This window comes from Micromonospora sp. H33 (assembly GCF_052068455.1).
Taxonomy (GTDB): Bacteria; Actinomycetota; Actinomycetes; order Mycobacteriales; family Micromonosporaceae; genus Micromonospora.
Genome location: NZ_JBQHDE010000001.1, coordinates 1086271 through 1107763, shown reverse-complemented (window position 1 = coordinate 1107763; position 21493 = coordinate 1086271). Strand labels below are relative to the sequence as shown.

24 protein-coding genes are annotated in these 21493 nt (G+C 73.2%); 19 read left to right on the top strand and 5 right to left on the bottom strand.

Features of this window, described 5'->3' with window-relative positions:
• Positions 1 to 64 precede the first annotated feature (64 nt).
• The 9 genes from ACTMS0_RS05245 to ACTMS0_RS05205 all read left to right on the top strand — a co-directional run bounded on the left by ACTMS0_RS05245 (position 65) and on the right by ACTMS0_RS05205 (position 9008).
• Positions 65 to 1042: an NAD-dependent epimerase/dehydratase family protein gene (locus ACTMS0_RS05245; RefSeq protein WP_441153908.1), complete on the top strand. Its 978-nt coding sequence runs from the start codon at positions 65 to 67 to the stop codon at positions 1040 to 1042.
• A gap of 76 nt (positions 1043 to 1118) precedes the next feature.
• Positions 1119 to 2360: an LCP family protein gene (locus ACTMS0_RS05240; RefSeq protein WP_441153907.1), complete on the top strand. Its 1242-nt coding sequence runs from the start codon at positions 1119 to 1121 to the stop codon at positions 2358 to 2360.
• A 223-nt stretch (positions 2361 to 2583) separates the two neighbouring features.
• On the top strand, positions 2584 to 3807 hold the full coding sequence (locus tag ACTMS0_RS05235; protein ID WP_441153906.1) for an LCP family protein: 1224 nt from the start codon (positions 2584 to 2586) through the stop codon (positions 3805 to 3807).
• A 214-nt stretch (positions 3808 to 4021) separates the two neighbouring features.
• Positions 4022 to 4939 carry an LCP family protein gene (locus ACTMS0_RS05230; RefSeq protein ID WP_441153905.1) on the top strand — a complete coding sequence of 306 codons (918 nt, stop codon included), beginning with the start codon at positions 4022 to 4024 and terminating at the stop codon, positions 4937 to 4939.
• 28 nt (positions 4940 to 4967) lie between these two features.
• A complete protein-coding gene (locus tag ACTMS0_RS05225) occupies positions 4968 to 5303 on the top strand; it encodes a rhodanese-like domain-containing protein (protein ID WP_441153904.1) in 336 nt (111 codons plus the stop codon).
• Between the two features lie 13 nt (positions 5304 to 5316).
• Positions 5317 to 6108, top strand: a complete 792-nt coding sequence (locus ACTMS0_RS05220; RefSeq protein ID WP_441153903.1) for a glycerophosphodiester phosphodiesterase — start codon at positions 5317 to 5319, stop codon at positions 6106 to 6108.
• 17 nt (positions 6109 to 6125) lie between these two features.
• Positions 6126 to 7583 (top strand): ATP-binding protein, encoded by a 1458-nt coding sequence (locus ACTMS0_RS05215; RefSeq protein ID WP_441153902.1) that lies wholly within the window; start codon positions 6126 to 6128, stop codon positions 7581 to 7583.
• A gap of 65 nt (positions 7584 to 7648) precedes the next feature.
• Complete coding sequence (locus ACTMS0_RS05210; protein ID WP_441154015.1) at positions 7649 to 8062, top strand: ATP-binding protein; 414 nt, start codon at positions 7649 to 7651, stop codon at positions 8060 to 8062.
• A gap of 61 nt (positions 8063 to 8123) precedes the next feature.
• Entirely contained in the window at positions 8124 to 9008 is an 885-nt protein-coding gene (locus ACTMS0_RS05205; RefSeq protein WP_441153901.1) for a DUF5926 family protein, read from the top strand.
• Here ACTMS0_RS05205 and ACTMS0_RS05200 read toward each other — a convergent pair.
• Complete coding sequence (locus tag ACTMS0_RS05200) at positions 8995 to 10230, bottom strand: arginine deiminase (RefSeq protein WP_441153900.1); 1236 nt, start codon at positions 10228 to 10230, stop codon at positions 8995 to 8997. The two genes, ACTMS0_RS05205 and ACTMS0_RS05200, sit on opposite strands and share 14 nt — an antisense overlap.
• A 207-nt stretch (positions 10231 to 10437) precedes the next feature.
• Here ACTMS0_RS05200 and ACTMS0_RS05195 point away from each other — a divergent pair, with 207 nt between their 5' ends.
• The 5 genes from ACTMS0_RS05195 to pheA all read left to right on the top strand — a co-directional run bounded on the left by ACTMS0_RS05195 (position 10438) and on the right by pheA (position 13929).
• Entirely contained in the window at positions 10438 to 11178 is a 741-nt protein-coding gene (locus ACTMS0_RS05195) for a hypothetical protein (protein WP_441153899.1), read from the top strand.
• Positions 11179 to 11354: 176 nt separating this feature from the next.
• Positions 11355 to 11813 carry a hypothetical protein gene (locus tag ACTMS0_RS05190; RefSeq protein WP_441153898.1) on the top strand — a complete coding sequence of 153 codons (459 nt, stop codon included), beginning with the start codon at positions 11355 to 11357 and terminating at the stop codon, positions 11811 to 11813.
• A gap of 75 nt (positions 11814 to 11888) precedes the next feature.
• The gene (locus tag ACTMS0_RS05185) at positions 11889 to 12278 is read left to right on the top strand and encodes an ACT domain-containing protein (protein WP_441153897.1); all 390 of its coding nucleotides are present in this window, start codon (positions 11889 to 11891) and stop codon (positions 12276 to 12278) included.
• Positions 12279 to 12363: 85 nt separating this feature from the next.
• Positions 12364 to 12963 carry a hypothetical protein gene (locus tag ACTMS0_RS05180; RefSeq protein ID WP_441153896.1) on the top strand — a complete coding sequence of 200 codons (600 nt, stop codon included), beginning with the start codon at positions 12364 to 12366 and terminating at the stop codon, positions 12961 to 12963.
• 9 nt (positions 12964 to 12972) lie between these two features.
• On the top strand, positions 12973 to 13929 hold the full coding sequence (gene pheA, locus ACTMS0_RS05175; RefSeq protein ID WP_441153895.1) for a prephenate dehydratase: 957 nt from the start codon (positions 12973 to 12975) through the stop codon (positions 13927 to 13929).
• Positions 13930 to 13987: 58 nt separating this feature from the next.
• Here the strand turns inward: pheA and ACTMS0_RS05170 are convergent, their stop codons facing one another.
• From ACTMS0_RS05170 to ACTMS0_RS05160, 3 genes are all read right to left on the bottom strand, one after another.
• Positions 13988 to 14710, bottom strand: coding sequence for an AIM24 family protein (locus ACTMS0_RS05170; RefSeq protein WP_441153894.1), 723 nt, complete (start codon positions 14708 to 14710; stop codon positions 13988 to 13990).
• 83 nt (positions 14711 to 14793) lie between these two features.
• The gene (locus ACTMS0_RS05165; RefSeq protein WP_441154014.1) at positions 14794 to 15138 is read right to left on the bottom strand and encodes a metallopeptidase family protein; all 345 of its coding nucleotides are present in this window, start codon (positions 15136 to 15138) and stop codon (positions 14794 to 14796) included.
• 159 nt (positions 15139 to 15297) lie between these two features.
• Positions 15298 to 15729: an OsmC family protein gene (locus ACTMS0_RS05160; protein WP_441153893.1), complete on the bottom strand. Its 432-nt coding sequence runs from the start codon at positions 15727 to 15729 to the stop codon at positions 15298 to 15300.
• Positions 15730 to 15909: 180 nt separating this feature from the next.
• Here ACTMS0_RS05160 and ACTMS0_RS05155 point away from each other — a divergent pair, with 180 nt between their 5' ends.
• The 3 genes from ACTMS0_RS05155 to ACTMS0_RS05145 all read left to right on the top strand — a co-directional run bounded on the left by ACTMS0_RS05155 (position 15910) and on the right by ACTMS0_RS05145 (position 18543).
• Entirely contained in the window at positions 15910 to 16623 is a 714-nt protein-coding gene (locus tag ACTMS0_RS05155) for a hypothetical protein (RefSeq protein WP_441153892.1), read from the top strand.
• A gap of 286 nt (positions 16624 to 16909) precedes the next feature.
• A complete protein-coding gene (locus ACTMS0_RS05150; protein ID WP_441153891.1) occupies positions 16910 to 17731 on the top strand; it encodes an HAD family hydrolase in 822 nt (273 codons plus the stop codon).
• Positions 17731 to 18543, top strand: coding sequence for an HAD family hydrolase (locus tag ACTMS0_RS05145; RefSeq protein ID WP_441153890.1), 813 nt, complete (start codon positions 17731 to 17733; stop codon positions 18541 to 18543). Before ACTMS0_RS05150 ends, ACTMS0_RS05145 begins: the two co-directional genes overlap by 1 nt.
• A gap of 72 nt (positions 18544 to 18615) precedes the next feature.
• On the opposite strand, the gene ACTMS0_RS05140 is transcribed toward ACTMS0_RS05145, so the two are convergent.
• The gene (locus ACTMS0_RS05140) at positions 18616 to 19218 is read right to left on the bottom strand and encodes a bacterial proteasome activator family protein (protein WP_441153889.1); all 603 of its coding nucleotides are present in this window, start codon (positions 19216 to 19218) and stop codon (positions 18616 to 18618) included.
• Between the two features lie 84 nt (positions 19219 to 19302).
• On the opposite strand from ACTMS0_RS05140, the gene ACTMS0_RS05135 reads away from it, so the two are divergent.
• Both ACTMS0_RS05135 and ACTMS0_RS05130 read left to right on the top strand, forming a co-directional pair.
• Positions 19303 to 20100: an alpha/beta hydrolase family protein gene (locus ACTMS0_RS05135; protein ID WP_441153888.1), complete on the top strand. Its 798-nt coding sequence runs from the start codon at positions 19303 to 19305 to the stop codon at positions 20098 to 20100.
• Positions 20101 to 20177: 77 nt separating this feature from the next.
• The gene (locus tag ACTMS0_RS05130; protein WP_441153887.1) at positions 20178 to 21383 is read left to right on the top strand and encodes an ABC transporter substrate-binding protein; all 1206 of its coding nucleotides are present in this window, start codon (positions 20178 to 20180) and stop codon (positions 21381 to 21383) included.
• Positions 21384 to 21493 lie beyond the last annotated feature (110 nt).

The window sequence follows — 21493 nt, the reverse complement described above, 5'->3', positions numbered from 1 at the left end:
ACCCCGTCGACCGGGGGCCTTCCTCGTCGGGTCGCCGGCCCGGCCGCTCGGTAGGCTGACCGGCATGAAGGTTGTGCAGCGCTTCGGGCCCGGTCACCGCATCCTCGTCACCGGCGGCGCCGGTTTCGTGCCGTCGCACGTGGTGGACGTCCTGATCGCCCGGGGCTGCACGGTGGTCGCGGTGGACAACTTCGTCACGGGGTCGAAGGAGAACGTCGCCCACCTGGCCGACACGCCGACCTTCACGCTGGTCGAGGCCGACATCTCGGACGGTCTGCCGACCCACCACCCCGCGCTCGCCGAGCGGTTCGACGCGATCCTGCACATGGCCTCGCCGGCCAGTCCGACCGACTTCGAGAAGCTGCCGGTGGAGATTCTGCGGGTCGGCTCGGTCGCCACCCTGCACCTGCTCGAGCGGGCGGTCGCCGACGGCGCCCGGTTCCTGATGGCGTCCACCTCCGAGGCGTACGGGGACCCGAAGGAGCACCCGCAGCGCGAGACGTACTGGGGCAACGTCAACCCGATCGGCGTCCGCAGCGTCTACGACGAGTCGAAGCGGTTCGCCGAGGCCGCCACGATGGCGTACCACCGCAGCCGGGGGCTGGACGCCGCCATCGTCCGGATCTTCAACACGTACGGGCCGCGGATGCGCCCGGACGACGGGCGGGCCATCCCGACCTTCATCTCGCAGGCGCTGCGCGGCGAGCCGATCACCGTGCACGGCACCGGCAACCAGACGCGCTCGATCTGCTACGTCGACGACCTGGTGCGGGGCATCCTGCTGCTGCTCGACTCCACGGAGACGGGGCCGATCAACTGCGGCACCGAGCACGAGATGAGCATGCGGCAACTGGCCGAGACGATCGTGTCACTCTGTGGCAGCAGCTCCGAGGTGACCTACATCACCCGCGCGGCCGACGACCCGGAGATGCGCCGCCCGGATCTCACGCTCGCCCGGGAACTGCTCGGATACGAACCGCGCGTCGCGCCGGAAGAGGGCCTCCGACGCACGATCGCGTACTTCCGCGAGCGGCTAGGGTAACCAGTCCGCGACGAGCGGTCGCGACGCCGGCTCCGCCTCGGGGCGACACTGGCCCGACGTACGTACCCTGAGTTACATGTCAGCGACCACGCCCGCCGGTTTTCCGCTTCCGCACTCCGGGGGTGTCCACCGCAGCGCCGGGCGCGCGTCGGTGCCGGGCTCCGGCCCGGCTGGACGTGCCCGGTCGACCGAGACGCAGTGGTACCCCTCGCACGACGAACCGTCGGCGGGCGGCCCCCGTGGCCCCGTCGGCCCGGGTGGCCCCGGCGACTTCGGCGGCGGGGACGATGGTTCCGGCCGGCCGGGGCGGCGTGGCCCCCGCCCCCGCTGGGGCCGGATCGGTCTGGTGGCCGGCATCGCGGTGCTGGTGCTCGCGCTGCTCGGCGGCACCGGCGCCTGGTTCTACGCCCGGGGCCTCAACGAGGACCTGGGGCGCACCGACCCGTTCTCGCAGATCACCGGCGGCCGGCCGGCCAAGGCGGTCGACGGCGCGCTGAACATCCTGCTGGTCGGCAGCGACTCGCGCGACCCCGACGCCCCGGTCAACGAGGCCAGCAAGTGGCGCGCGGACACGATCATCGTGATGCACATCCCGAGCAACCACCAGCAGGCCTACCTGGTGTCGATCCCGCGTGACCTGTACGTGCCGATCCCGGAGAGCGCCAGTGCGGACTGCGGCTCGGGCCAGCGCGGGAAGATCAACGCGGCGTTCGCGTTCGGCGGCCTGCCCCTGGCCGTACGCACCGTGGAGTGCTTCACCGACGTACGCCTCGACCACGTGATGGCGATCGATTTCGCCGGCTTCAAGCAGGTCACCGACGCGCTCGGCGGCGTCGACCTGACCGTGGAGAAGACGATCACCTCGATCCACAAGCCGTACCGGACCTTCACCAAGGGCGTCAACCACATGGACGGCGCCGAGGCGCTGGACTGGATCCGGCAGCGCAAGCAGTTCCCGAACGGCGACTTCGACCGGATGCGGCACCAGCAGGAGTTCCTCCGCGCGCTGATGGACAAGGCCGCGAGCACGGGGACGCTCAGCAACCCCGTCAAGCTGAACAACTTCCTGAAGGCGGTGACCGCCGCGGTCACCGTGGACGAGGGCTTCTCGCTGGTCGACATGGCCGTGCAGTTCCGCAACCTGCGCGGGGAGAACCTGACGTTCGTGACGAGCCCGCACAACGGCAGCCAGACGATCAACGGCGAGTCGGTGGTGGTCTCGGACCGGGAGAAGGCGCTCTCCATGTACCAGGCGATGGTCAAGGACACGATGGCCGACTGGGTCAAGGCGAACCCGAAGAGCGACGCCGGCAACTGATCGTCCCGCCACCCGCCACATCGACGTCGGTCGTCACCGGTCGGCGGCTGAGCACCCCGGATCCCGGGCGGCAGCCGTCGACCGGCCGTATCCGACCCCTCCGTTCGGTCGATTTCTTCATTGGGCGGCCTGGATAACGGCATTTGGCCGTGGGGTGAACTCGCCAGGACGGGAAAGCATCCGTACAGTGATCCCGCCCCCCGATCACGAGCTGGAGCACCGCATGCCGGTTCAGACCAGCGGCCGCCCGCCGTCGCTGGAGGCCCCCCGCGCCCCGGTCCGGAGGTCCGCCACCATCCCGGCGCAGCCCGGGAGCGGCCGCCCGCCCACCACCCCCGCCACCCCCGCCACCCGGAAGCGCCGCCGCAAGGATCCGCTCTGGGCGCGCCTCACGCTGATCTTCGGCGCCGTCCTGATGCTCACCAGCGGCGTCGCGATCGTCGGCGGCAAGGTGATGATCGACCAAGCCACCGGCAACATCGACCAGCGCAACCTGCTCGGCGACGCCGGCAAGTCGGGCGCCGAGGGCGGCGCCAACCTCGACGGCCCGATCGACATGCTGCTGCTCGGTGTCGACGCGCGGCAGTCGTGGGCACCCGACGACGTCCGGGCCGACAGCATCATCGTGCTGCACATCCCGGCGAGCCACGACCAGGCGTACCTGATCTCGATCCCCCGGGACACCGAGGCGCCGATCCCGGCCTTCCCCAAGACCGGCTACCCGGGCGGGGTCGACAAGATCAACGGGGCGTTCCAGGCCGGTGCCCGCAACGGTGGCGGCTGGGAGGGCGGCGCGCAGCTGACCGCGCAGACCATCAAGCAGATGACCGGGATCAGCTTCGACGGTGCCGCGATCATCAACTTCGGCGGCTTCAAGCGCATCATCGACACCCTGGGCTCGGTCCGCATCTGCGTCAGCCAGGAGGTCAAGTCCCACCACATGGTGTACGTCGACGGCAAGCCGATGTGGAACGCGGAGGCGAAGAAGACCGGCAAGCCGATGACCCCGGTGGTGCACAAGAAGGGCTGCCGGGAGATGGAGGGCTGGGCGGCGCTGGACTACTCGCGCCAGCGCTACGGCCTCAAGAACGCCGACTACGACCGGCAGCAGAACCAGCAGCAACTGATCAAGGCGATGGCGAAGAAGGCGACCAAGGACGGCACGCTGACCAGCCCGACCAAGATCAGTAAGCTCCTCGACGCCGCCGGCGACGCGTTCGTCCTGGACACCAATGGCGTGGCGGTCGCCGACTTCATCTTCACGATGCGCGGGGTCACCGGCAACGACCTCACGATGCTGCGCACGAACGGCGGCACCTTCAACGGCAACGGCAACAACCGCGAGGCGCTCAGCGAGCAGACGCTGGAGATGTTCCGGGCCATCAGGGAGGACCGGCTGGCCGACTTCGTGGTCGCCAACCCGGAGGTGCTCTCCACCCGGAAGTGACGGAGAACCGGTTTCACCGAACCGGCCCGCCGGCGGTGCGCCGGACCGTAGCCTGACGTGAAGAGGATTCGCGCACGGGTGGCGGGGAGGAACCACGTCCAGGTCGGGGGGTGGACGGGAGCGGGCCGGCGCGGGCGTCCGACCCGGACCGCCCCGCTGGCCCCATCTCCTGCTCCGTCTCGGCCTCGCCCTGGCGCTGCTGGCGGGACTCGCCGTGGTCGGCCTCCGGGCGCTCGCCGAGCGGTACGACCGGGCCGTGGTCAAGGAGCAGTTGCTCGACGCGAGCGCCCGCCGGAAACGCACCGACCTGGACGGGCCCCTCAACTACCTCCTCGTCGGCACCGACCGGTGGCGGAGCAGCAGTGTCGCCGACCGGCGGTCGGACACCATCCTCATCGTGCACGTGCCCGAGGGCGGGCGGGAGGCGTACCTGGTCTCCGTACCCCGGGACCTGCTGGTCGCCATCCCCGCGACCGCCGGCTACGGCGGCGGGCAGGACAAGATCAACTCGGCGTACGAGCACGGCGGCGGCGGACTGCCAGGCACCAGACTGCTCTCGGCGACCCTGGCCCGGCTGACCGGGATCCGCTTCGACGGCGCCGCCCTGATCGACTTCTCCGGTTTCCGCAGGGTCATCGACCTCCTCGGCGGCGTCCGCATGTGCGTCGACACCGAGGTCCGGTCGATCCACACCGACCGGGTCTTCACGCCCGGGTGCCAGCAGATGGACGGGGGCACCGCCCTGGACTTCGTCCGCCAGCGGTACGACCTGCCGAACGGCGACTACGACCGGCAGACCCACCAGCAGCAACTGCTGCGGGCGCTGCTGGACCGGGCCGGCGAGACGTCGGTGCGGACCAACCCCGTGAAGCTCGACCAGGTGATCCGCGCCGTGGGCGGGTCGCTGACCGTCGACACCAACGGCGTACCCCTGGAGGACCTCGTCATCGCGCTGGGCGACCTGCCGGCGGACGCCCTGCGCGGGCTCCAGGTGCCGTCCCGGCCGGAGACCATCGGCCAGGTGTCGTACGTCGTGCTGGACGACGGCGGCGGCGGCCTCTTCGAGGCCGTCCGGACCACCCGGGTGTCGGAGTGGGCCCGGGCCAACCCGCGCTGGGTCACGCGCCTCTGAGCGGCGCCGCGCCCTAAGCTTGGTAATCGTGTTCGGACCCCGCGTACCCACCGTGACCATCTCCGAGATCGCCGACGACACGTACCTGCTCGACGTCCGGGAGGACGACGAGTGGTTCGCCGGCCACGCCCCCGGCGCCCACCACCTGCCGATGATGGAACTGCCGTCCCGGCTGGCGGAGGTGCCGACCGACCGGGACGTCGCGGTCATCTGCCGCTCCGGCGGACGATCCGCCCAGATCGTCGCGTACCTCATGCGCAACGGCTGGGAGCAGGTCCGCAACGTCGAGGGTGGGATGGGCGAGTGGGCCGCCGCCGGGCGTCCCGTGGTCGGCGAGGACGGGCAGCCGGGCCGGGTCCTGTAGCGGGGACGGACGGATGCACCGACCCCTGGTCTTCGCACACCGCGGCTCGTCGTACGACCTCCCGGAGCACACCCTCGCCGCGTACCTGCGCGCGCTCGACGAGGGTGCCGACGGGCTGGAGTGCGACGTCCGGCTGACCCGCGACGGGCACCTCGTCTGCGTCCACGACCGCCGCCTGGACCGGACCAGCAACGGGCGGGGCCTCGTGAGCGCACGCACCCTCGCCGAACTGGAGGCGCTCGACTTCGGGTCCTGGCACCCGGGCTGCGTGCCGGCCGACGGGGACGAGGTGCTCGACGAGTCGCACACCCGGCTGCTCACCCTGGAACGGCTGCTGGACGCGGTGCTCGCCGCCGGCCGGCCGGTCCGGTTGCTGGTGGAGACCAAGCACCCCTCCCGGTACGGCCGGGACGTCGAGCGGCGGCTGGTCGCGCTGCTGCGCCGGTACGGGCTGACCGACCCCCGGCCCGAGCACCCGGTCCAGGTCACGGTGATGTCGTTCTCGCTGCTGGCGGTCCGCCGGATCCGCGAACTGGCGCCCGCGCTGCCGACCGTGCTGCTGCTGGAGGTGCTGCCCCGCCGGGTGCGGCTGGGCCGGCTGCCGTTCGGGACCCGGATCGCCGGGCCCGGGATCGCGCTGGTGCGGGCCCGCCCGGACCTGGTGCCGGCCCTGCGCGCGGCCGGCAACCAGGTGTACGTCTGGACGGTCAACGATCCCGCCGACCTGGACCTGGTGCTGGCCGCCGGGGTGGACGGCATCATCACCGACCGCCCGGCCCAGGCCCTGGCCCGCGTCCGAGGGTAGGGGGCACACTCGGGGGCATGCCGGAGCGCACGGACTTTCCCGCTCTCATCGCGGGCCACACCGTGGTCATCGAGATGATCAACTGTGGGGACTCCGGCCTGCCGGTCCTCACCCAACTGCTCCGCGTCGCGCAGTCGGCGCTCGGCGCGTCGGGCATGGCGTTCGTCGAGTTCGCGCCCGCCGGTGGCCGGGTGATCGCCGCCAGCGGCGCCGCCGAGTGGACGCTCGGCCGCCCCGTGCCGGCCGACGAACCGGACATCGTCTGCCTGCTCTCCGGGCCCCGGGTGCGGCAGGTCCGGACGGACCGCCTCAGCGGCAAGCTCGCCCACGAGCTCGCCGGCCGCGGGTTGCACCGGATGGTGGTGTCCCGGGCCGAGATCGGCGGCCTGACGGTCGGCAGCCTGCACGCCCTCTACCCGGCCGACGGCGACGGGCCGCACGCCGAGCAGCACGGGGTCGTCGGGTACCTCGCCTCCTGTATCGCCCACATGTACGGCGACCAGACCGGTCTGCCCGTACACGGCGACGGTCCGGTGGTGGCCGCGATGGCGGACGGGCTGGCCGTGGTCGACCGCGACGGTCACGTCCGGCTCTGGAACCCCGCCGCCGCCCAGGTGACCGGCCGCCCCGCCGCCGACGCGCTCAACCAGCCGCTGCCGTTCCCCCTGCCCCCGTCCGGGCAGGTGCTCGACCACCGGCTGCCGGACGGCCGCTGGCTGCGGGTCACGTCCGGGGAGCTGCCCGGCCCCGGCACGCTCCGGGTGGTCACCTTCCGCGACATCACCGACCAGCAGCGCCGCGACAACGACCGGGACCTCTTCGTCGCGGTGACCAGCCACGAGCTGCGGACCCCGGTCACCGTCATCAAGGGGTACGCGGACACCCTCACCGACCACTGGGAGTCGCTGACCGACGCCGACCGGCGGATGGCCGCCCGCGTGATCGGCCAGCGCGCCAACGAGCTGGCCCGCCTCGTCGACCGGCTCCTCTCGTCGGCGGCCGAGGCGGGCCCGGGCGAGGAGGCGCCGGCCCCGTACGACCTCGGCGACGCCCTGCGCACGGCGGTGCTCGACCTGCCGGCGGAGCTGCGGCACCGCATCACGCTGGACCTGCCGGCGGGGCTGCCGAAGGCGCTCGGCCACCGGGCGAGCCTGGCCACGGTGCTGACCGAGCTGTGCACGAACGCCGGCAAGTACTCGCCGCCCGGCACCCCGATCGGCATCACCGCGGAGGCCGACGGGCAGACCGTCTCCTTCCGGGTCGCCGACCAGGGCATCGGCATCCGCCCGGAGCACGTCGAGCGCGCGTTCGACCGGTTCTGGCAGGGCGAGTCCGGTGACCGCCGCCGCTATCCGGGCGCCGGGCTGGGCCTCTATCTCGTCCGCCGGATCGTTGAACAGCAGAATGGATGGGTATCCCTCCGACCGAAGGTCGGTGGCGGTACGGTCGCAGAGGTGCGGCTGCCCCGCGGGTGACCGGCGGTGGCGGGGGGCGTGGAGGGGCGACGGTGTCGACGGAAGGTGCCGAACGGGCTTGGTGCGTGGTGGTCCCCCACCACGCGACGGGGGCGCGGCAGGCGCGGCACCGACTCGCCGACGAACTGACCGCGGTCGTGAGCCCGACCCTGCTCGCCGACCTGGTGGCGGTCCTCGCGGAGCTGGTGGGCAACGCCGTACGGCACGCCGACCCGCTCCCGGGCGGGGTGATCCGGGTGGCCTGGCGGCTCCGCGACACACCCACCGGCCCGCGCGTCCAGCTGCGGGTGACCGACGGCGGCGCGCCCGCCGGGCCGCGCATCCGGGCAGCCGATCCGGACGCGATCGACGGCCGGGGCCTGCACATCGTCTCCGGCCTGTCCAGCCGCTGGGGCGTCGACCGGGACGGGCTCGGCCAGAGCGTCTGGGCGGAGTTCGAGCCGGCCGGGTCCCCGCGCCCGGACCTGGTGGTGGCGTGACCGGGGGGTACGGGCGGGTCCTCCCCACGCCGGCCCGCGCCGGCCTCTAGGCTGTCGACCCGTGAGCAAGCGTCGAAAGAGCCAGCGGGCCGCGGACACCACCGGTAAGCGCGAGAAGGTACGGGACGTCTTCGTGCCCCGCCCCTTCGAGGGGCTGACCGACGAGCCGGAGTGGATCGCGCTGCGCGAGCTGGTTCCGGCCGCCTCCGCGCCGCTGCGGCTCGCGCCGGACCTCGTCGAGGAGTACGGCGACCGCGAGGTCCTGCTGGCCACCGTGCTGCCGATGGCGGCGCCGGCGATGACCAAGCCGGACGGGCGGGTCTTCATCGGTCTCCAGCGGCACCAGCAGTCCGGCGACGTCTCGCGGGACCTGGCCGAGGCGCTGCTCTGCGCACTGCGTACCGAGCCCGGTGGCCAGGTCACCGTGCCGCCGCTGCCCGGCCCCGGCCCCCGGCTCCAGGACGTGCTGGTCGACGGGCCGCTGGAGATCACCATGCACGACGGCTTCGAGTTCTGGCTGGACCCGGGCGCGGCGGACGACCCGACCGTGCAGGCGTCGCTGGAGCGGGCCAACGCCGCGATCTACCCCACCGTGCGGCTGAACGCGGCGCGGGCCGCGTACTGGTGCCAGGTGCCGGAGAAGGCGCACGTGCGGTGGGTGCTGCCCGACGACGAGGACGCCGCGCTGGACGCGCTGGCGCGACTCAGCGCGGCCGGCACCCTGACGCTCGGCGAGCAGACGAAGTTCGCCGGCATGTTCCGGGCGCACGGCCGCCTCGTACCGGTCTGGGACCTCCCCGAGGACACCCCGGCCGGCGAGTGGGAGCAGCCGGTGGCGGACTTCGCCAAGCGCTACGCCGAGGCCCTGGCGGACCCGACCCCGCTGGACGCGGCGGCCCGGCGCGCCCGGCACGGCCTGCTCGGGCGCCAGCTCACCCTCCGCTGAGGGACGTTCCTCCCCGCAGCGGGTCGCGGACCAGGGGGCAGGACATGCACCGGGGGCCGCCACGGCCGGAGCCCAGCTCCGAGCCGGCGATCGGGATGACCTCGATGCCGGCCCGTTCCAGCTGCGCGTTGGTCTCCGTGTTGCGCTCGTAGCCGACGCAGAGCCGCGGAGCGAGGGCGAGGGTGTTGTTGCCGTCGTCCCACTGCTCGCGCTCGGCGGTGACCGGATCCAGACCGGTGTCGATGACCCGGAGCTGGTCCAGGTCCATCGCGTCGGCGGCGGCCCGCAGGAACGGCGCCGGCCCGTCCACCCGCGGGTCCTCGCCGTCCGCACCGGCGATGACCGTGTACGCGGACAGCGTGTTGGCGATGTTCGGGTACATGAGGACGGCGTCGACGTCGACCATCGTGCAGACGGTGTCGAGGTGCATCGTGGCGCGCTCCTGCGCGATCGGCACCACCAGGATGGTGTGCGCCAGCCGGGCGGCGAAGACCTGGCGGGCCAGGCGCTCGGCGCCCGCCGGCGTGGTCCGCTCACCCACCCCGACGGCCAGTACGCCGGGGGCGAGCAGCAGCACGTCGCCGCCCTCCAGGTGCTCCATCTCCGGGTGGTACACGAATCCGGTGCCGGCGAACCGGGGGTGGTGCCGGTAGATCGCGTCGGTGAGCGTCGTCTCCCCCCGGCGGGCCGGCATGGCCAGGCTCGTCACGGCGACCCGGTCACCGATCCAGACCGACGAGTCCCGGGTGAAAAGCAGGTTCGGCATGGGGTCGATGACGAAGTCGTGCCGGTCCATCAGCGTGTAGACCAGGCCGCCGGGCCGGTCCCGGCTGATCCGCAGCTCCTCGTGGGCCAGGCCGGCGATGAGCACGTCGGCCAGCGCCGCCGGGTCGAGGTACGCGAGGTGGTCGGCGACCCGGGCGCGCAGCGAGTCGCCGAGCCGGGGCGAGCGCAGCACGATGTCGGTGAGTTCGGCCCGCGCGTCGGCGACGGCGAGCGTCTCGGCCAGCAGCTCGGCGAGGTAGAGCACCTCGACCCCGCGCTCGCGCAGGGCGGCGGCGAACGCGTCGTGCTCCTCCTGCGCCCGGCCCACCCAGGGGATGGCGTCGAAGAGGAGGGAGTCGTTGTTGCGGGGGGTGAGCCGCGCGAGTTCGGGCCCCGGCCGGTGCAGCATGACCGTGCCGAGCCGGCCGACCTCGCTGTCCACGTAGTGGGTCACCACCGAAGCCTAGGGCTTGCGTCGACGTCCCGGCGTCCGTCGCGTCGACTCATGCCTTGCGGCAGGGTTTGGCGGCATCCGGCAAAACATCTGTGGATGAATGCGGCATTCATCCACAGTCACTCCGGCGCTCCAACTTGCCGACCCGGGGGACTGGCAACGTAGGGTAGTGAGGACATAACTTCGAGGGACCTTTTGCCGGAGGTCGCGATGACTGTCTTCCCCGCTCGACGAGCCGTACCGTCCCCCCGGGCACTGCCGCCCGTCGCGGTGCCGCACCCCCGGACGGAGGTCCAGGGCGTTCTCAACCCGGCCCGTCCGTCCCCGTTGGAGTGGGCCCGCCGCCTGCGGGCGGAGCGCGGGGCCCGGCGGCTGGAGGCGGCCGGCGCGCGGGCGCTGGGCCAGCTCGACCACCTCGGCCCGGCCTGGCACGTCATCGAGTGGCCCCGCACCGACGCGGCCGACCTGCTGCGGGACCAGGCGGGTGACGACCGCGCCGGCTTCCTCGCCATCGGCCCGAGCGGCCTCTACGCGGTCACCATCGCCGACCACGGCCGGACCCGCGTGCTGGTGGCCGGTGACGTCGTGCAGATCAACGGCAAGCGCCCGCCGTACGTGGCCGAGGCCCGCCGCGACGCCAAGCGGGCGAGCAAGGCCCTCTCCGACGCGGTGGGGCTGCCGATCCCGGTGACGCCGGTGCTGACCTTCGTCGGCTCCGGCGTCATCAGCGTCTACGGCCTCCCGAAGGACTGCCTGATGGCGACCCACCGGGAACTGGACCGGCTGCTCGTCGCGGCCGGCAACCGGATCAGCCCGGCCACCGCGGAGAAGCTCTCGCGCGTCGCCCAACATCCGGCCACCTGGCTCAACGGCACCTACCGACCGGCCGCCGACTACCGGTGGTTCGAGGAGGGCCGAACGGCCGCTGACAAGCCGGTCGGCCGGCGGTAACGTCAGCCGCGACGCCACGCGGCCCGGGGCCGGTCGGCATCCGCCGGTCGCGCCGTCGCCGGCCGCCCGGTCAGGGCCTGGATCACCACCCGGCGGCCCGGTGGCTTCAGCGCGGTCAGCGGCCGGCTCCCGGACCAGCTAGCGTGGACAGACCGTCGGTGTACATAGGAGGCTCGGTGGCCCACGTCGAACTCTCGCTCTCGGAAGTGTTCGTGCCATCGGCAGGGGCATCGACAGAGCAGGGGTCCGACAACTTCGGGCAGTGGTCGTCGACGGTCTCCCGGGCGGACGAGCCGTGCCTGCTGATCGACGCCGAGGCCCGGGTGATCGCCGTCTCCACGTCCGGGTGCGAGCTGCTCTGCCTGGGCGCCCCGCAGGACGTGATCGGGCGGCCGTTGCTCGACGGTGGTCTGCGGCTGCTCGACTTCACCGCCAACCGGGGTGAGCTGACCGAGCCGGAGATCGACAAGATCCCGCCGCTGCTCGCCCTCTCCTCGGGTCGCCTGGCCCGCGGGCTGCTCCGGGTCCAGGGGGCGTCGCCGGACGCGCCGGACGCCACCGTCGACGCGATCTCCACCCCCGTGCTCACCGACGGGGCGGTCGCCGGCTCGCTCACGTTCTTCTCCGAGGTCTGACCTGCGGCGGCATGTGGCGTTCGCCGCACGCGGCGAAGCTGGGGCGGGCGCTCGCCGAGGCCGTAAGGTGCCCTCATGCTGGATATCGCTCTGCTGCCGGGTGAGTACGCCGTCTGCCGCCTCGCGGCCGGCTCCGCCCTGCCGCCCGCCCTGTCGGGCGGCCTGAGCGACGGCGACGTCGTCACGGTGAGCTGGACGGCCGACGGGGTCTCGCTCATCTGCCCCGCCGACCGGGCGCCCGAGCAGGCCGTGGTGGAGACCGCCTGGCGCTGCCTGCGGGTGGCGGGCCCGCTCGATCTCGCCGTCTCCGGCACCCTGGCCGCGCTGGTCGACCCGCTCGCCGAGGCCCGGGTCAGCGTGGTCGCCTTCTCCACCTACGACACGGATTACCTGCTGGTCCCCGCGGTACGCCTCGACGAGGCCGTCACCGCCCTGGACCGGGCCGGGCACCGCGTGCTCACGTAGAAGTGCCGGCGCGAAGCATCGAGACGCGGCGGATGAAACTTCGGGACACCGCCTCCGCTTCACCCGGCCGCCGGATGCTCCTACGATGGGCACGGCCGGCCCCGGCCGCAACGGTCAGCGTCGATGTCATGAGGATCGGTCCGTGCCGCCCACCCCGCCCCGCCGTGCCACCGCCCGCCCCCGCGCCGCGGTCGTCGCCCTCCTGGTCGTGCTGCTGACGGCCGGCTGCGGCGCCCCACCCGACCTGCGGCAGCCCGCACCCACCCGGGCCGCCACGCCCGGCCCGACCGGCACACCCACCGCCGTCCCGAGCCCGCCGGTGACCGGGCTCCCCGAACTGCCGGGCACCGGGTCGACGTCCTCCCCGGGCCTGGTCGCCGTCACGTGCACCGCCGGACCGTCCGGCCAGCGGGTCACCGACCTGGTACGCGGGCGCGACGTGCTCCCCCGCGACGCCCGCGTCCAGGTGAAGACCGGGCCGCTCTGCGCCGACGACTGGCACTACACCGTCCTCGACGTGGCCGGGTACGAGCCGCTCCAGGTGGTCACCCGCGGCCCGGGCGGCGCACCGCGCCTGGTCACCGCCGGGACCGACGTGTGCACCGTGGAGGTGCGGGTTGCCGCCCCGGCCGGCATCCGGGCCCTGGCCTGCGACGCCGGCACGGTCACCGTCTTCGGTGCGTAGGCTGTCGCCATGCCGGGAACACCGCCGACCCGCTTCGTCTACCTCGGGCCCGAGGGCACCTTCGCCGAGCAGGCGCTGCGCACCATCCCCGCCGCCGAGCGGGCCAGCCGTACGCCCGCCCGCAGCGTCGGCGAGGCGCTGGAGAGCGTACGGGCCGGTGACGCGGACGCGGCGCTGGTGCCGCTGGAGAACTCGATCGGCGGCGCGGTCGGGGTGACCCTCGACGAACTGGCCGAGGGGGATCCGCTGGTGATCACCCGCGAGGTGATCCTGCCGGTGGAGTTCGTGCTCGGCGCCCGCCCCGGCACGTCGCTGTCGGCGGTCCGCAGCGTCGCCGCCCACCCGCAGGCGTCCACCCAGTGCCGGAACTGGCTGCGCGCCCACCTGCCGGACGCCGTGGTGGTGGACGTCCTCTCCAACGGCGCGGCGGCGGCCGGTGCCGCGGCCGGCGAGTACGACGCGGCGATCTGCGCCCCGATCGGCGCGACCCGGCACCGGCTCGAGGTCCTGGCCGACAAGATCGCCGACCATCCGGACGCGGTGACCCGGTTCGCGCTGCTGTCCCGACCGGGGCCACCCCCGCCGCCGACCGGGGACGACGTCACCTCGCTGGCGGTCTACATCGCCCACGACCGGGTGGGTGCACTGCTGTCGGTGCTGATGGAGTTGGCCGTCCGCGGGGTCAACCTGACCCGGATCGAGTCCCGCCCGACCGGTGAGGCGCTCGGCCGGTACGTCTTCTTCCTCGACTGCACCGGCCACGTGGCCGACGTACGCCTCGGCGAGGCGTTGCAGGGGCTGCGCCGGGTGTGCGCGGACGTCCGCTTCCTCGGGTCGTACCCCCGGCACCGCTGGACCGCCGCGGTGGGGGACCGGCCGGTCCCCGCCCCGGCGGGACTCTCCGACGCCGACTACGCCGACGCCGCCGCCTGGCTGGCCCGGCTGCGCAGGGGCGACCTGACCTGAGGGCCGGTGGAACGGGGCCTTGGGGGCGCACCGCGTCCGCGGTGCGCCCCGAGCGGCGTCAGCTCAGCAGGCCGCCGAGGAGGCCGCCCTGCTGCTCCTGGGCGCCGCTGCCCATGATCGGCGGCTCCTCGGAGGGCTGGACGACCACGAAGCCCTGGCCGGCGAAGCTCATCGTGAACGCCTCACCGGTGCGCCGGCCGAGCAGCGTGCCCAGGCCGAGTTGCTCCGCCCGGTGGTAGCCGGTCTGGAGGTTGGCCGACCAGCAGACCGCCGCCTGCGGATCGACGTAGGTGGGGGCGTCCACGTTGAGGACGACCGGCGTGCCCTTGGTCGTGATGGCGATCCGGCCGTGGCCGCTGAAGACGCAGTTGAACAGGCCGGACGACGACGCCATGCCGGCGCCGCCGACCATGCGGATGTCGTACTGGAGGGAGGAATCGAAGGCGAGCACGCTCGAGCCGTTGATCGACAGGGCGTCGCCCGGCTCCAGGTCGATGATGTGCACGTCCTTGGCGAAATCGGCCAGGAAGACGTCACCCTGACCGGTCACCTTCATCAGCGGGACGCCCTCGCCGGTGAGCTTCTGCTTGAGGAACTTGCCGAGCCCGCCGGAACCGAGTGCCTGGAACTGCACGTGCCCCTGGTAGGCCACCATCGAGCCGACCCGGGCCATCGCCTCACCGTTGAGTTCGATCTTGAGCATTTTGGAGTTCTGCAGCCGCATACCGGGCTGGGCGGACTCCTTCTCCAGGTTCTCGGAGGAGAAGAGCTCGCTGCGCATGGACGTGCCTCCTACAGTTCGCGGTGCCTTGGGCCCGACGGTAGGTCAGCAGCGCAACGGACGGCCATCGGCTGACCGGAGCGTCAGGCCCACCCCAGCTCGTGCAGGCGGTGGTCGTCGATGCCGAAGTGGTGGGCGATCTCGTGCACCACGGTGATCGCCACCTCGTCCACCACGTCGTCCTCGCTGTCGCAGATGCGCAGGATCGGGTTGCGGTAGATGAGGATGCGGTCCGGCAGCACGCCCGAGTAGTCCCAGCCCCGGGTGGTCAGCGCGTGCCCCTCGTAGACGCCGAGCAGGTCCTCACCCGGGGGCGGGTCGTCCTCCACCAGGATGACCACGTTGCTCATGAGGGCGAGCAGCTCCTCCGGGACCTCGTCGAGTGCCTCGCCGACCAGCTCCTCGAACCGCTCCCGACCCATCTCCACCGCCACACCCCCATTCTGCCCCGCCGGCCGGCGCCCCCAAGATCCCCGCGCCCCCCGGAATGGTCGCGCGCACTTTCACGGAAAGAGGGCCCACCCGTCGCCGGATGGCCACTCTTTCCGTGAAAGTGCGACGCGGAACGTGCGGTGCGGGCGCCCGGGTCAGGAGGCGAGGCGGGCGTTCAGGGTGATCTGGGCGCCCGGCGAGAGCAGGCGGGAGATCGGGCAGTTCTCCTTGGCGGCCTCGGCGAGCTTGGTGAACTGCGCCTCGTCCATGCCGGGCACCTGGCCGACCGTCTCCAGGTCGATCCGGGTGACGGTCATGCCCGCGTCGGTCTTGTCGAAGTGCACCTTGGCGGTGGTCTCCACCGAGGTGCCGGTCGCGCCGGCGTCGGCGAGCTGCTTGGAGAGGGCCATCGAGAAGCAGCCGGCGTGCGAGGCGCCGATCAGCTCCTCCGGGTTGGTGCCCTCGCCCTCCTCGAAGCGCGACTTGAAGGAGTAGTTCCCCTCCAGGCCGCCCTTGCCGGTGCGGACGGTGCCGGACCCCTCGGTGAGGTTGCCCTGCCAACGTGCGGAAGCGGTACGGATAGGCATGCACCCGACGCTAGTCGAAAGCGGACGCCGGGGCGACCGACCGGCGCACCCCGCCACTCGCGGTGCCGCTCGCCGGTCGTCGCCTGTGTCATGATTCGCCTCTGAGACCCTCAAGGACCTGTCCCGTCCGCCCCCGGGCCAGCCCCGACGGGACGGACGTCAGCGCGGAAGGGTGCCCCGATGTCCCAGGACCTCCCCATCCCCCGGCAGGAAGACCGGTCCGACGACGCCGTCGTGGAGTGGGGCGGGTCCGACCCACGGCCGCCCGGCCGGGCCGGGCGCTTCCTCACCGGGCTCGCGCGGGACCGCCGCCTGCCTCTCGTCCTCGCCGGTCTCGGGGCGGCGGCCGGCCTGGCCTCGCTGATCGGGGAGTGGGTGGTGCTGAGCATGCCGACCGCCGGGCCCGACGGCGGCCCGCTGCGCGTCCCCGAGGGGGTCTCCAACGTGGGCGGGTTCGGCTCCGCGTACCTGGCCGGCCTGCTCGCGCTGGTGGTGGCGGTCGCGCTCGCGTTGCGGGGCACCGAGGCCGCCCGGCCGAACGCCCGCACCGCCGGTCTGGCGCTGGCCGCAGCGCTGCTGGCCGTGCTGACCGCCGCGGCCGTGACGATCGGCGACGCCGACATGCGCGCCATCTACTACGGCGACCAGGACGGATTCGCCATCGAGTACGGGCGCGGGCTGGTCACCGCGTTCCTGGCCTGCGCGTTGCTGGGGGCGGCGCTCCTGCCCAGCCCCTCGGCCACCGCGCCAGTGAGCGACACGGAGGGCGTCGAGCCGGTCCCACCGGCACGGCGACGCCCCCGAGGGGGCGACCCGGGCGAGGCCCTGCCGCCCCCGGCCGACCTCACCGTCGGGCCCGCCATCCCGTTCACCCGCCCCGAACCGCCGATCTGAGTCGGGCGGTACCGAGCGGATCGGCGGCGTCCGGGCCCCCGGGAGGCTCCGGCGGGTGCGCGCCCGGTCGTCCGACGCCGCCCGCGCGACAGGCCGCTGGGGAGCGTGCGAGCCGCCGACGGCAGTCCGGAACGGGCACCACGGGGCAGACGTTCCCCGTTGGCACCGGATTCGTCTGATCGCCATGGTTGCGACCGCTCTCGCGAGGTACGGTTGCTGCCCGCCGTCACGCCGGGTCACAGGACCGGAACGGCTGGCAGCGACGGCGGCGGGCGAAGGAGGAACGATGACCCGCCCGGGCCTGCCCAAGCTGATCGCCACCGATCTCGACGGGACGCTCGTCCGCAGCGACGAGACCGTCTCCGCGTACACCCATGAGGTGCTCGACCGGGTGCGGGCCGCCGGCATCCCGGTGGTCGGCGCGACCGGTCGCGGCCCCCGGCTCACCGAGCTGACCCGCAACGACATCCGCGCCGCGGACTTCCTCGTGATGGCCGGCGGCGGCCGGGTGGTCGACCAGAGTGATCCGGGCGGGCCGGTGGTGCTGCGCGACGAGCGACTCCCCGGTGCCGTCCTGGCCGGGCTGCTGGCCGACCTGGAGGCCGAGGTCGGCCCGCTGACCGTGATGGTGGAGGCGTCGGACGAGCACGACGCGCCGCTGTGGGGCGACTACCACGCGAGCTGGCCGTACCAGGACCGGTTCGAGGCCCGCACCCGCGCCGAGTGCCTCTCGCGCGATGTGCTCAAGGCGTTCGCCCGTACCGCCGACCACCACGTCGACGAACTGCTCGACGTGGCCCGGCGGATCGTCCCGGCGGAGGTCGCCACGCTCACCCAGGCCGGGCTCGGCTTCGTGGAGATCTGCCCGCCGGGGGTCGACAAGGCGACCGGGCTCACCGTGGTGGCGGAGCGGCTCGGCGTCGACCCGGCGGAGGTGCTGGTCTTCGGCGACCAGCCCAACGACCTGCCGATGTTCGCCTGGGCCGGATGGGCCCGGGTGGCGGTCGCCAACGCCCACCCGACGGTCCGCGCGGCGGCCGACGAGATCACCCTGCGCAACGACGACGACGGGGTGGCGGTGTACCTCGATCGACTACTCTCCCGCTGATGGGAGAGCCACCCCGCCTGATCGCCACGGACATCGACGGCACGCTGCTGCGCGACGACCGGACGCTGAGTCCACACACCGCCGACGTACTGGCCCGGATCTCCGCGCGGGGCACGCCGGTCGTGCTGGTCACTGGCCGTCCCATCCGCTGGCTCAAGCTGGTGTACGAGCAGCTCGCCGAGCCGCTTCCGGCGATCTGCGCCAACGGCGCCGTGGTCTACGACCCGGTGGCGGACGAGGTGCTGCGCGCCGACCCGCTCGCCCCCGAACTGCTCGCCGAGGTGGCCCGGCGGCTGCGCGCCGAGGTGCCCGAGGTGACCTTCGCCGTGGAGATCGTCGACAGCCGGGAGATGCGGCACGAGGCGCACTACCCGCTGCTGTGGGACGCCGACCACAAGGCGATCCGGGCGGTCGAGACCCCGGAGGAGCTGCTCGCGGCGCCGGCGGTGAAGCTGCTGGCCCGCGCCGGGGAGCAGGATCCGGACGCGTTCGTCGCGCTGGTGGCCGGGGCGCTGGCGGGGCTGGCCGAGGCGACGCACTCGTCGTACTCGGGGCTGGTCGAGATCTCCGCCGCCGGCGTGACCAAGGCGGCCGGCCTGGCCTGGTACTGCTCACGGCACGGGATCGACGCGGCCGACGTGCTGGCCTTCGGTGACATGCCGAACGACGTGCCGATGCTCACCTGGGCGGGCCGGGGCGTCGCGGTCGCCAACGCGCACCGCTCCGTCCTGGCGATCGCCGACGACGTCACCACGGCGAACACCGCGGACGGTGTGGCGGCGTACCTGGAGAGGGTCTTCGGGCTGGACTGAGCAGCCGGCCGGCTCCGCGGCCGGCCGGGGCCAGGCAGCGCGGCCGGCTCCCGGCCGGCCGCGCGCCAGGCGCTACAGGTACTGACCGGTGCCGTGCCCCTCGCCGCCCTGCGGCTGGCCCACGCCGGGCATCCCCGGGACGATCCCACCCGGTCCGCTCGGCAGCGCGGGCCGGCCGGACCGCATCTGCTCCAGTTGGACCCGGGCGGCCATCTGCTGGGCGACCAGGGCCGCCTGGATGCCGTGGAACAGCCCCTCCAGCCAGCCGACGAGCTGCGCGTGCGCGATCCGCAGCTCGCCCTCGCTGGGTGCCTTCTCCTCGGTGAACGGCAGCGAGATGCGCTCCAGCTCCTCCCGCAGCTCGGGGGCGAGCCCTTCCTTGAGCTCGACGATCGACCGTTCGTGGATCTCCCGCATGCGGTTCCGGCTCGCGTCGTCCAGCGGAGCGGCCTTGACCTCCTCCAGCAGCTGCTTGATCATGCTGCCGATCCGCATCACCTTGGCCGGCTGCTCGACCAGGCGCGTCGGGTCCTCACCCTGCCCCTCGTCGGTCTGCACCGTGCCGACCGGCCGGCCGTCGGGCCCGACCACCACCACGGTGCCGGAGCGAGCGGTGCCGTCCGGGCCCGGCTCGTCGTTCTGTTCAGCGGAGTGTGCTTCGGTCATGGGGTCCATCTTTACCCAGCCGCGCCCCCGGATGCGCCCCGGGAGTCGCTGCCGACGACGATCGGGTGCCGGTGGCGCGCTAGCGTCGCTGGCATGCCCAGCGACCCGCGAGCCGTGCTCACCCGCCCCGCGCCGGCCCCGGACGTCACGGTCGCGTACGGCGACCACCCGGACCAGATCGCGGACCTGCGCCGGCCGGCCGGCACCGGCCCGGCCCGGCCGCTGGTGATCGTCGTGCACGGGGGCTTCTGGCGGGCGGAGTACGACCGGCGGCACACCGGGCCACTCGCCACCGCGCTGGCCGCGCTCGGGCACCCGGTCGCCCAGCTTGAGTACCGCCGGACCGGCCAACCCGGCGGCGGCTGGCCGGGAACGCTCACCGACATCCTGAACGGGGTGGCCCAGCTGCCGCGGCTGGCCGCCGAGGCGCTGCCCGGCCAGGTGGCACCCGACGCGCCGATCCTGGTCGGCCACTCCGCCGGCGGACACCTCGCCCTGTTCGCGGCGGCGGTCGCGCCGGCCGAGGTCGGCGCGGTGCTGGCCCTCGCGCCGGTGGCGGACCTCGCCGAGGCGTACCGGCTGGACCTGGACTCCGGGGCGGTGGCCGCGCTGCTCGGCGGCGGCCCGGCCGACGTTCCGGACCGGTACGCCGCCTGCGATCCACGGTCATTGGTGCCGATCCGAACACGCAGCGTAATCATGCACGGCGCGCTCGACCAACAGGTGCCGGTCGCCATGAGCCGGGGCTTCGTGGCGGCGGGCCAGGCCGCCGGAAGTGACGTACGCCTCGTTGAGCTGCCCGATTGCGAGCACTTCGGCCTGATCGACCCCGAGTCCGCGGCCTGGCCGGAGGTTGCCAGTGCGTTGCGGTCTTTGCGTGAAGATCACTAGGCATTGACGGAGCGTCGCCGAGCAGGTAGAACGCCGAAGGGGCGAGACCCGCCCTGCATCCTTCTGGAAGGAACTCGGTGTCGCAGATGAACCGCAGGCGGGCCCTACAACTGCTGGCCGCGCTCGGTACGACCGGACTCGTCGCCGGATGCGGCACCGACGACAGCGGGGCCGAGTCCGGCCCGGAACTCAGCCCGATCAAGATCGGCCTCATGGCGCCGCTGACCGGCAACCTCAAGGCCATCGGCCAGGAGATCGTCAACGGGTTCCAGCTCTTCCTCGAACTCAACCAGGCGCGGCTGGGCGGCCACCCCACCGAACTGCTGACCGCCGACGAGGGCTACACCGCGAAGTCCGGCAAGGCCGCCGTCGACGAACTGCTGAAGCAGGGCGTGCTGGCCCTCACCGGGGTGGCCACGTCGGCCGTCATGCTCAGCATCCGGGACACCGTGGAGCAGGCCCGGGTGCCGCTCGTCGGGTCCAACGCCTCGCCGACCAGCCTGCAGAGCGTCGTCTACATCTGGCGGACGTCGTACGTTCTGGACGAGGCCGGTCGCGCCCTCGGCCGCTACCTGCGGCAACGGCTCGATCCGACGGAGCGGCTGGCCATCATCATGCCGCAGGGCCTGACCAGCGAGGACGTGCTGCGGGGCTTCCGGCAGGAGTTCGGCGAGTCCGACCCGCGGATCAAGGACCCGGTGACCTGGACGAAGGGCGCCTCCGGCGCGCCGGACAAGCGCGACTACGCCGACAAGATCCGGACGGCGCTCGCCCGCAAGCCCGCCGCGGTCTTCTGCTTCTACGACGGAAGCGCCGCGGTGGAGTTCATCAAGCAGTTGCGGAACGCCGGGTTCCGGGGCGCCGTCTACGCCCCCGGCTTCCTCACCGAGGGCGCGGTGCTGGAGAGCTTCAAGGAGACGCCGGGGGACGCGCTGGGCATCCAGACCGCGCTGAACTACTCCGCCGACATCAACAACGCGGCGAACCGACTCTTCGCCTCGGCGTACCGCAAGAAGCACGGCAGCTCGCCGACCACGTACGCCATGGCGTCGTACGACGCGGCACAGGTGCTCGACCAGGCGATCCGGATCGCCGGCGACGCACCGACCCCGCAGCAGGTGAACCTCGCGCTCGGCAAGATCGGCCAGATCGACAGCCCGCGCGGCGTGTGGCAGTTCAACCAGCCGCGCACCCCGCAGCAGAAGTGGTACCTGCGGGAGGTCCAGATGGACGGCCAGGTGCTGTCGAACGTCCTCATCACCGAGCTGGCCACCCTGGGCTGAGCCGGGCTTTGGGCTCCGGGCTCTGGGCTCCGGGCTCTGGGCTCCGGGCTCCGGGCTCCGGGCTCCGGCCTCGGCTCGGGGCTCCGGGCCGGGCCGGGCCGCGCCCGGCG

Bases quoted from the DNA above. Each gene is read 5' to 3' on its own strand.
- ACTMS0_RS05245 (WP_441153908.1), top strand. From the start codon at position 65: ATGAAGGTTGTGCAGCGCTTCGGGCCCGGTCACCGCATCCTCGTCACC.
- ACTMS0_RS05240 (WP_441153907.1), top strand. From the start codon at position 1,119: ATGTCAGCGACCACGCCCGCCGGTTTTCCGCTTCCGCACTCCGGGGGT.
- ACTMS0_RS05235 (WP_441153906.1), top strand. From the start codon at position 2,584: ATGCCGGTTCAGACCAGCGGCCGCCCGCCGTCGCTGGAGGCCCCCCGC.
- ACTMS0_RS05220 (WP_441153903.1), top strand. From the start codon at position 5,317: ATGCACCGACCCCTGGTCTTCGCACACCGCGGCTCGTCGTACGACCTC.
- ACTMS0_RS05215 (WP_441153902.1), top strand. From the start codon at position 6,126: ATGCCGGAGCGCACGGACTTTCCCGCTCTCATCGCGGGCCACACCGTG.
- ACTMS0_RS05195 (WP_441153899.1), top strand. From the start codon at position 10,438: ATGACTGTCTTCCCCGCTCGACGAGCCGTACCGTCCCCCCGGGCACTG.
- ACTMS0_RS05185 (WP_441153897.1), top strand. From the start codon at position 11,889: ATGCTGGATATCGCTCTGCTGCCGGGTGAGTACGCCGTCTGCCGCCTC.
- ACTMS0_RS05180 (WP_441153896.1), top strand. From the start codon at position 12,364: ATGGGCACGGCCGGCCCCGGCCGCAACGGTCAGCGTCGATGTCATGAG.
- pheA (WP_441153895.1), top strand. From the start codon at position 12,973: ATGCCGGGAACACCGCCGACCCGCTTCGTCTACCTCGGGCCCGAGGGC.
- ACTMS0_RS05170 (WP_441153894.1), bottom strand. From the start codon at position 14,710: ATGCGCAGCGAGCTCTTCTCCTCCGAGAACCTGGAGAAGGAGTCCGCC.
- ACTMS0_RS05160 (WP_441153893.1), bottom strand. From the start codon at position 15,729: ATGCCTATCCGTACCGCTTCCGCACGTTGGCAGGGCAACCTCACCGAG.
- ACTMS0_RS05155 (WP_441153892.1), top strand. From the start codon at position 15,910: ATGTCCCAGGACCTCCCCATCCCCCGGCAGGAAGACCGGTCCGACGAC.
- ACTMS0_RS05150 (WP_441153891.1), top strand. From the start codon at position 16,910: ATGACCCGCCCGGGCCTGCCCAAGCTGATCGCCACCGATCTCGACGGG.
- ACTMS0_RS05145 (WP_441153890.1), top strand. From the start codon at position 17,731: ATGGGAGAGCCACCCCGCCTGATCGCCACGGACATCGACGGCACGCTG.
- ACTMS0_RS05140 (WP_441153889.1), bottom strand. From the start codon at position 19,218: ATGGACCCCATGACCGAAGCACACTCCGCTGAACAGAACGACGAGCCG.
- ACTMS0_RS05135 (WP_441153888.1), top strand. From the start codon at position 19,303: ATGCCCAGCGACCCGCGAGCCGTGCTCACCCGCCCCGCGCCGGCCCCG.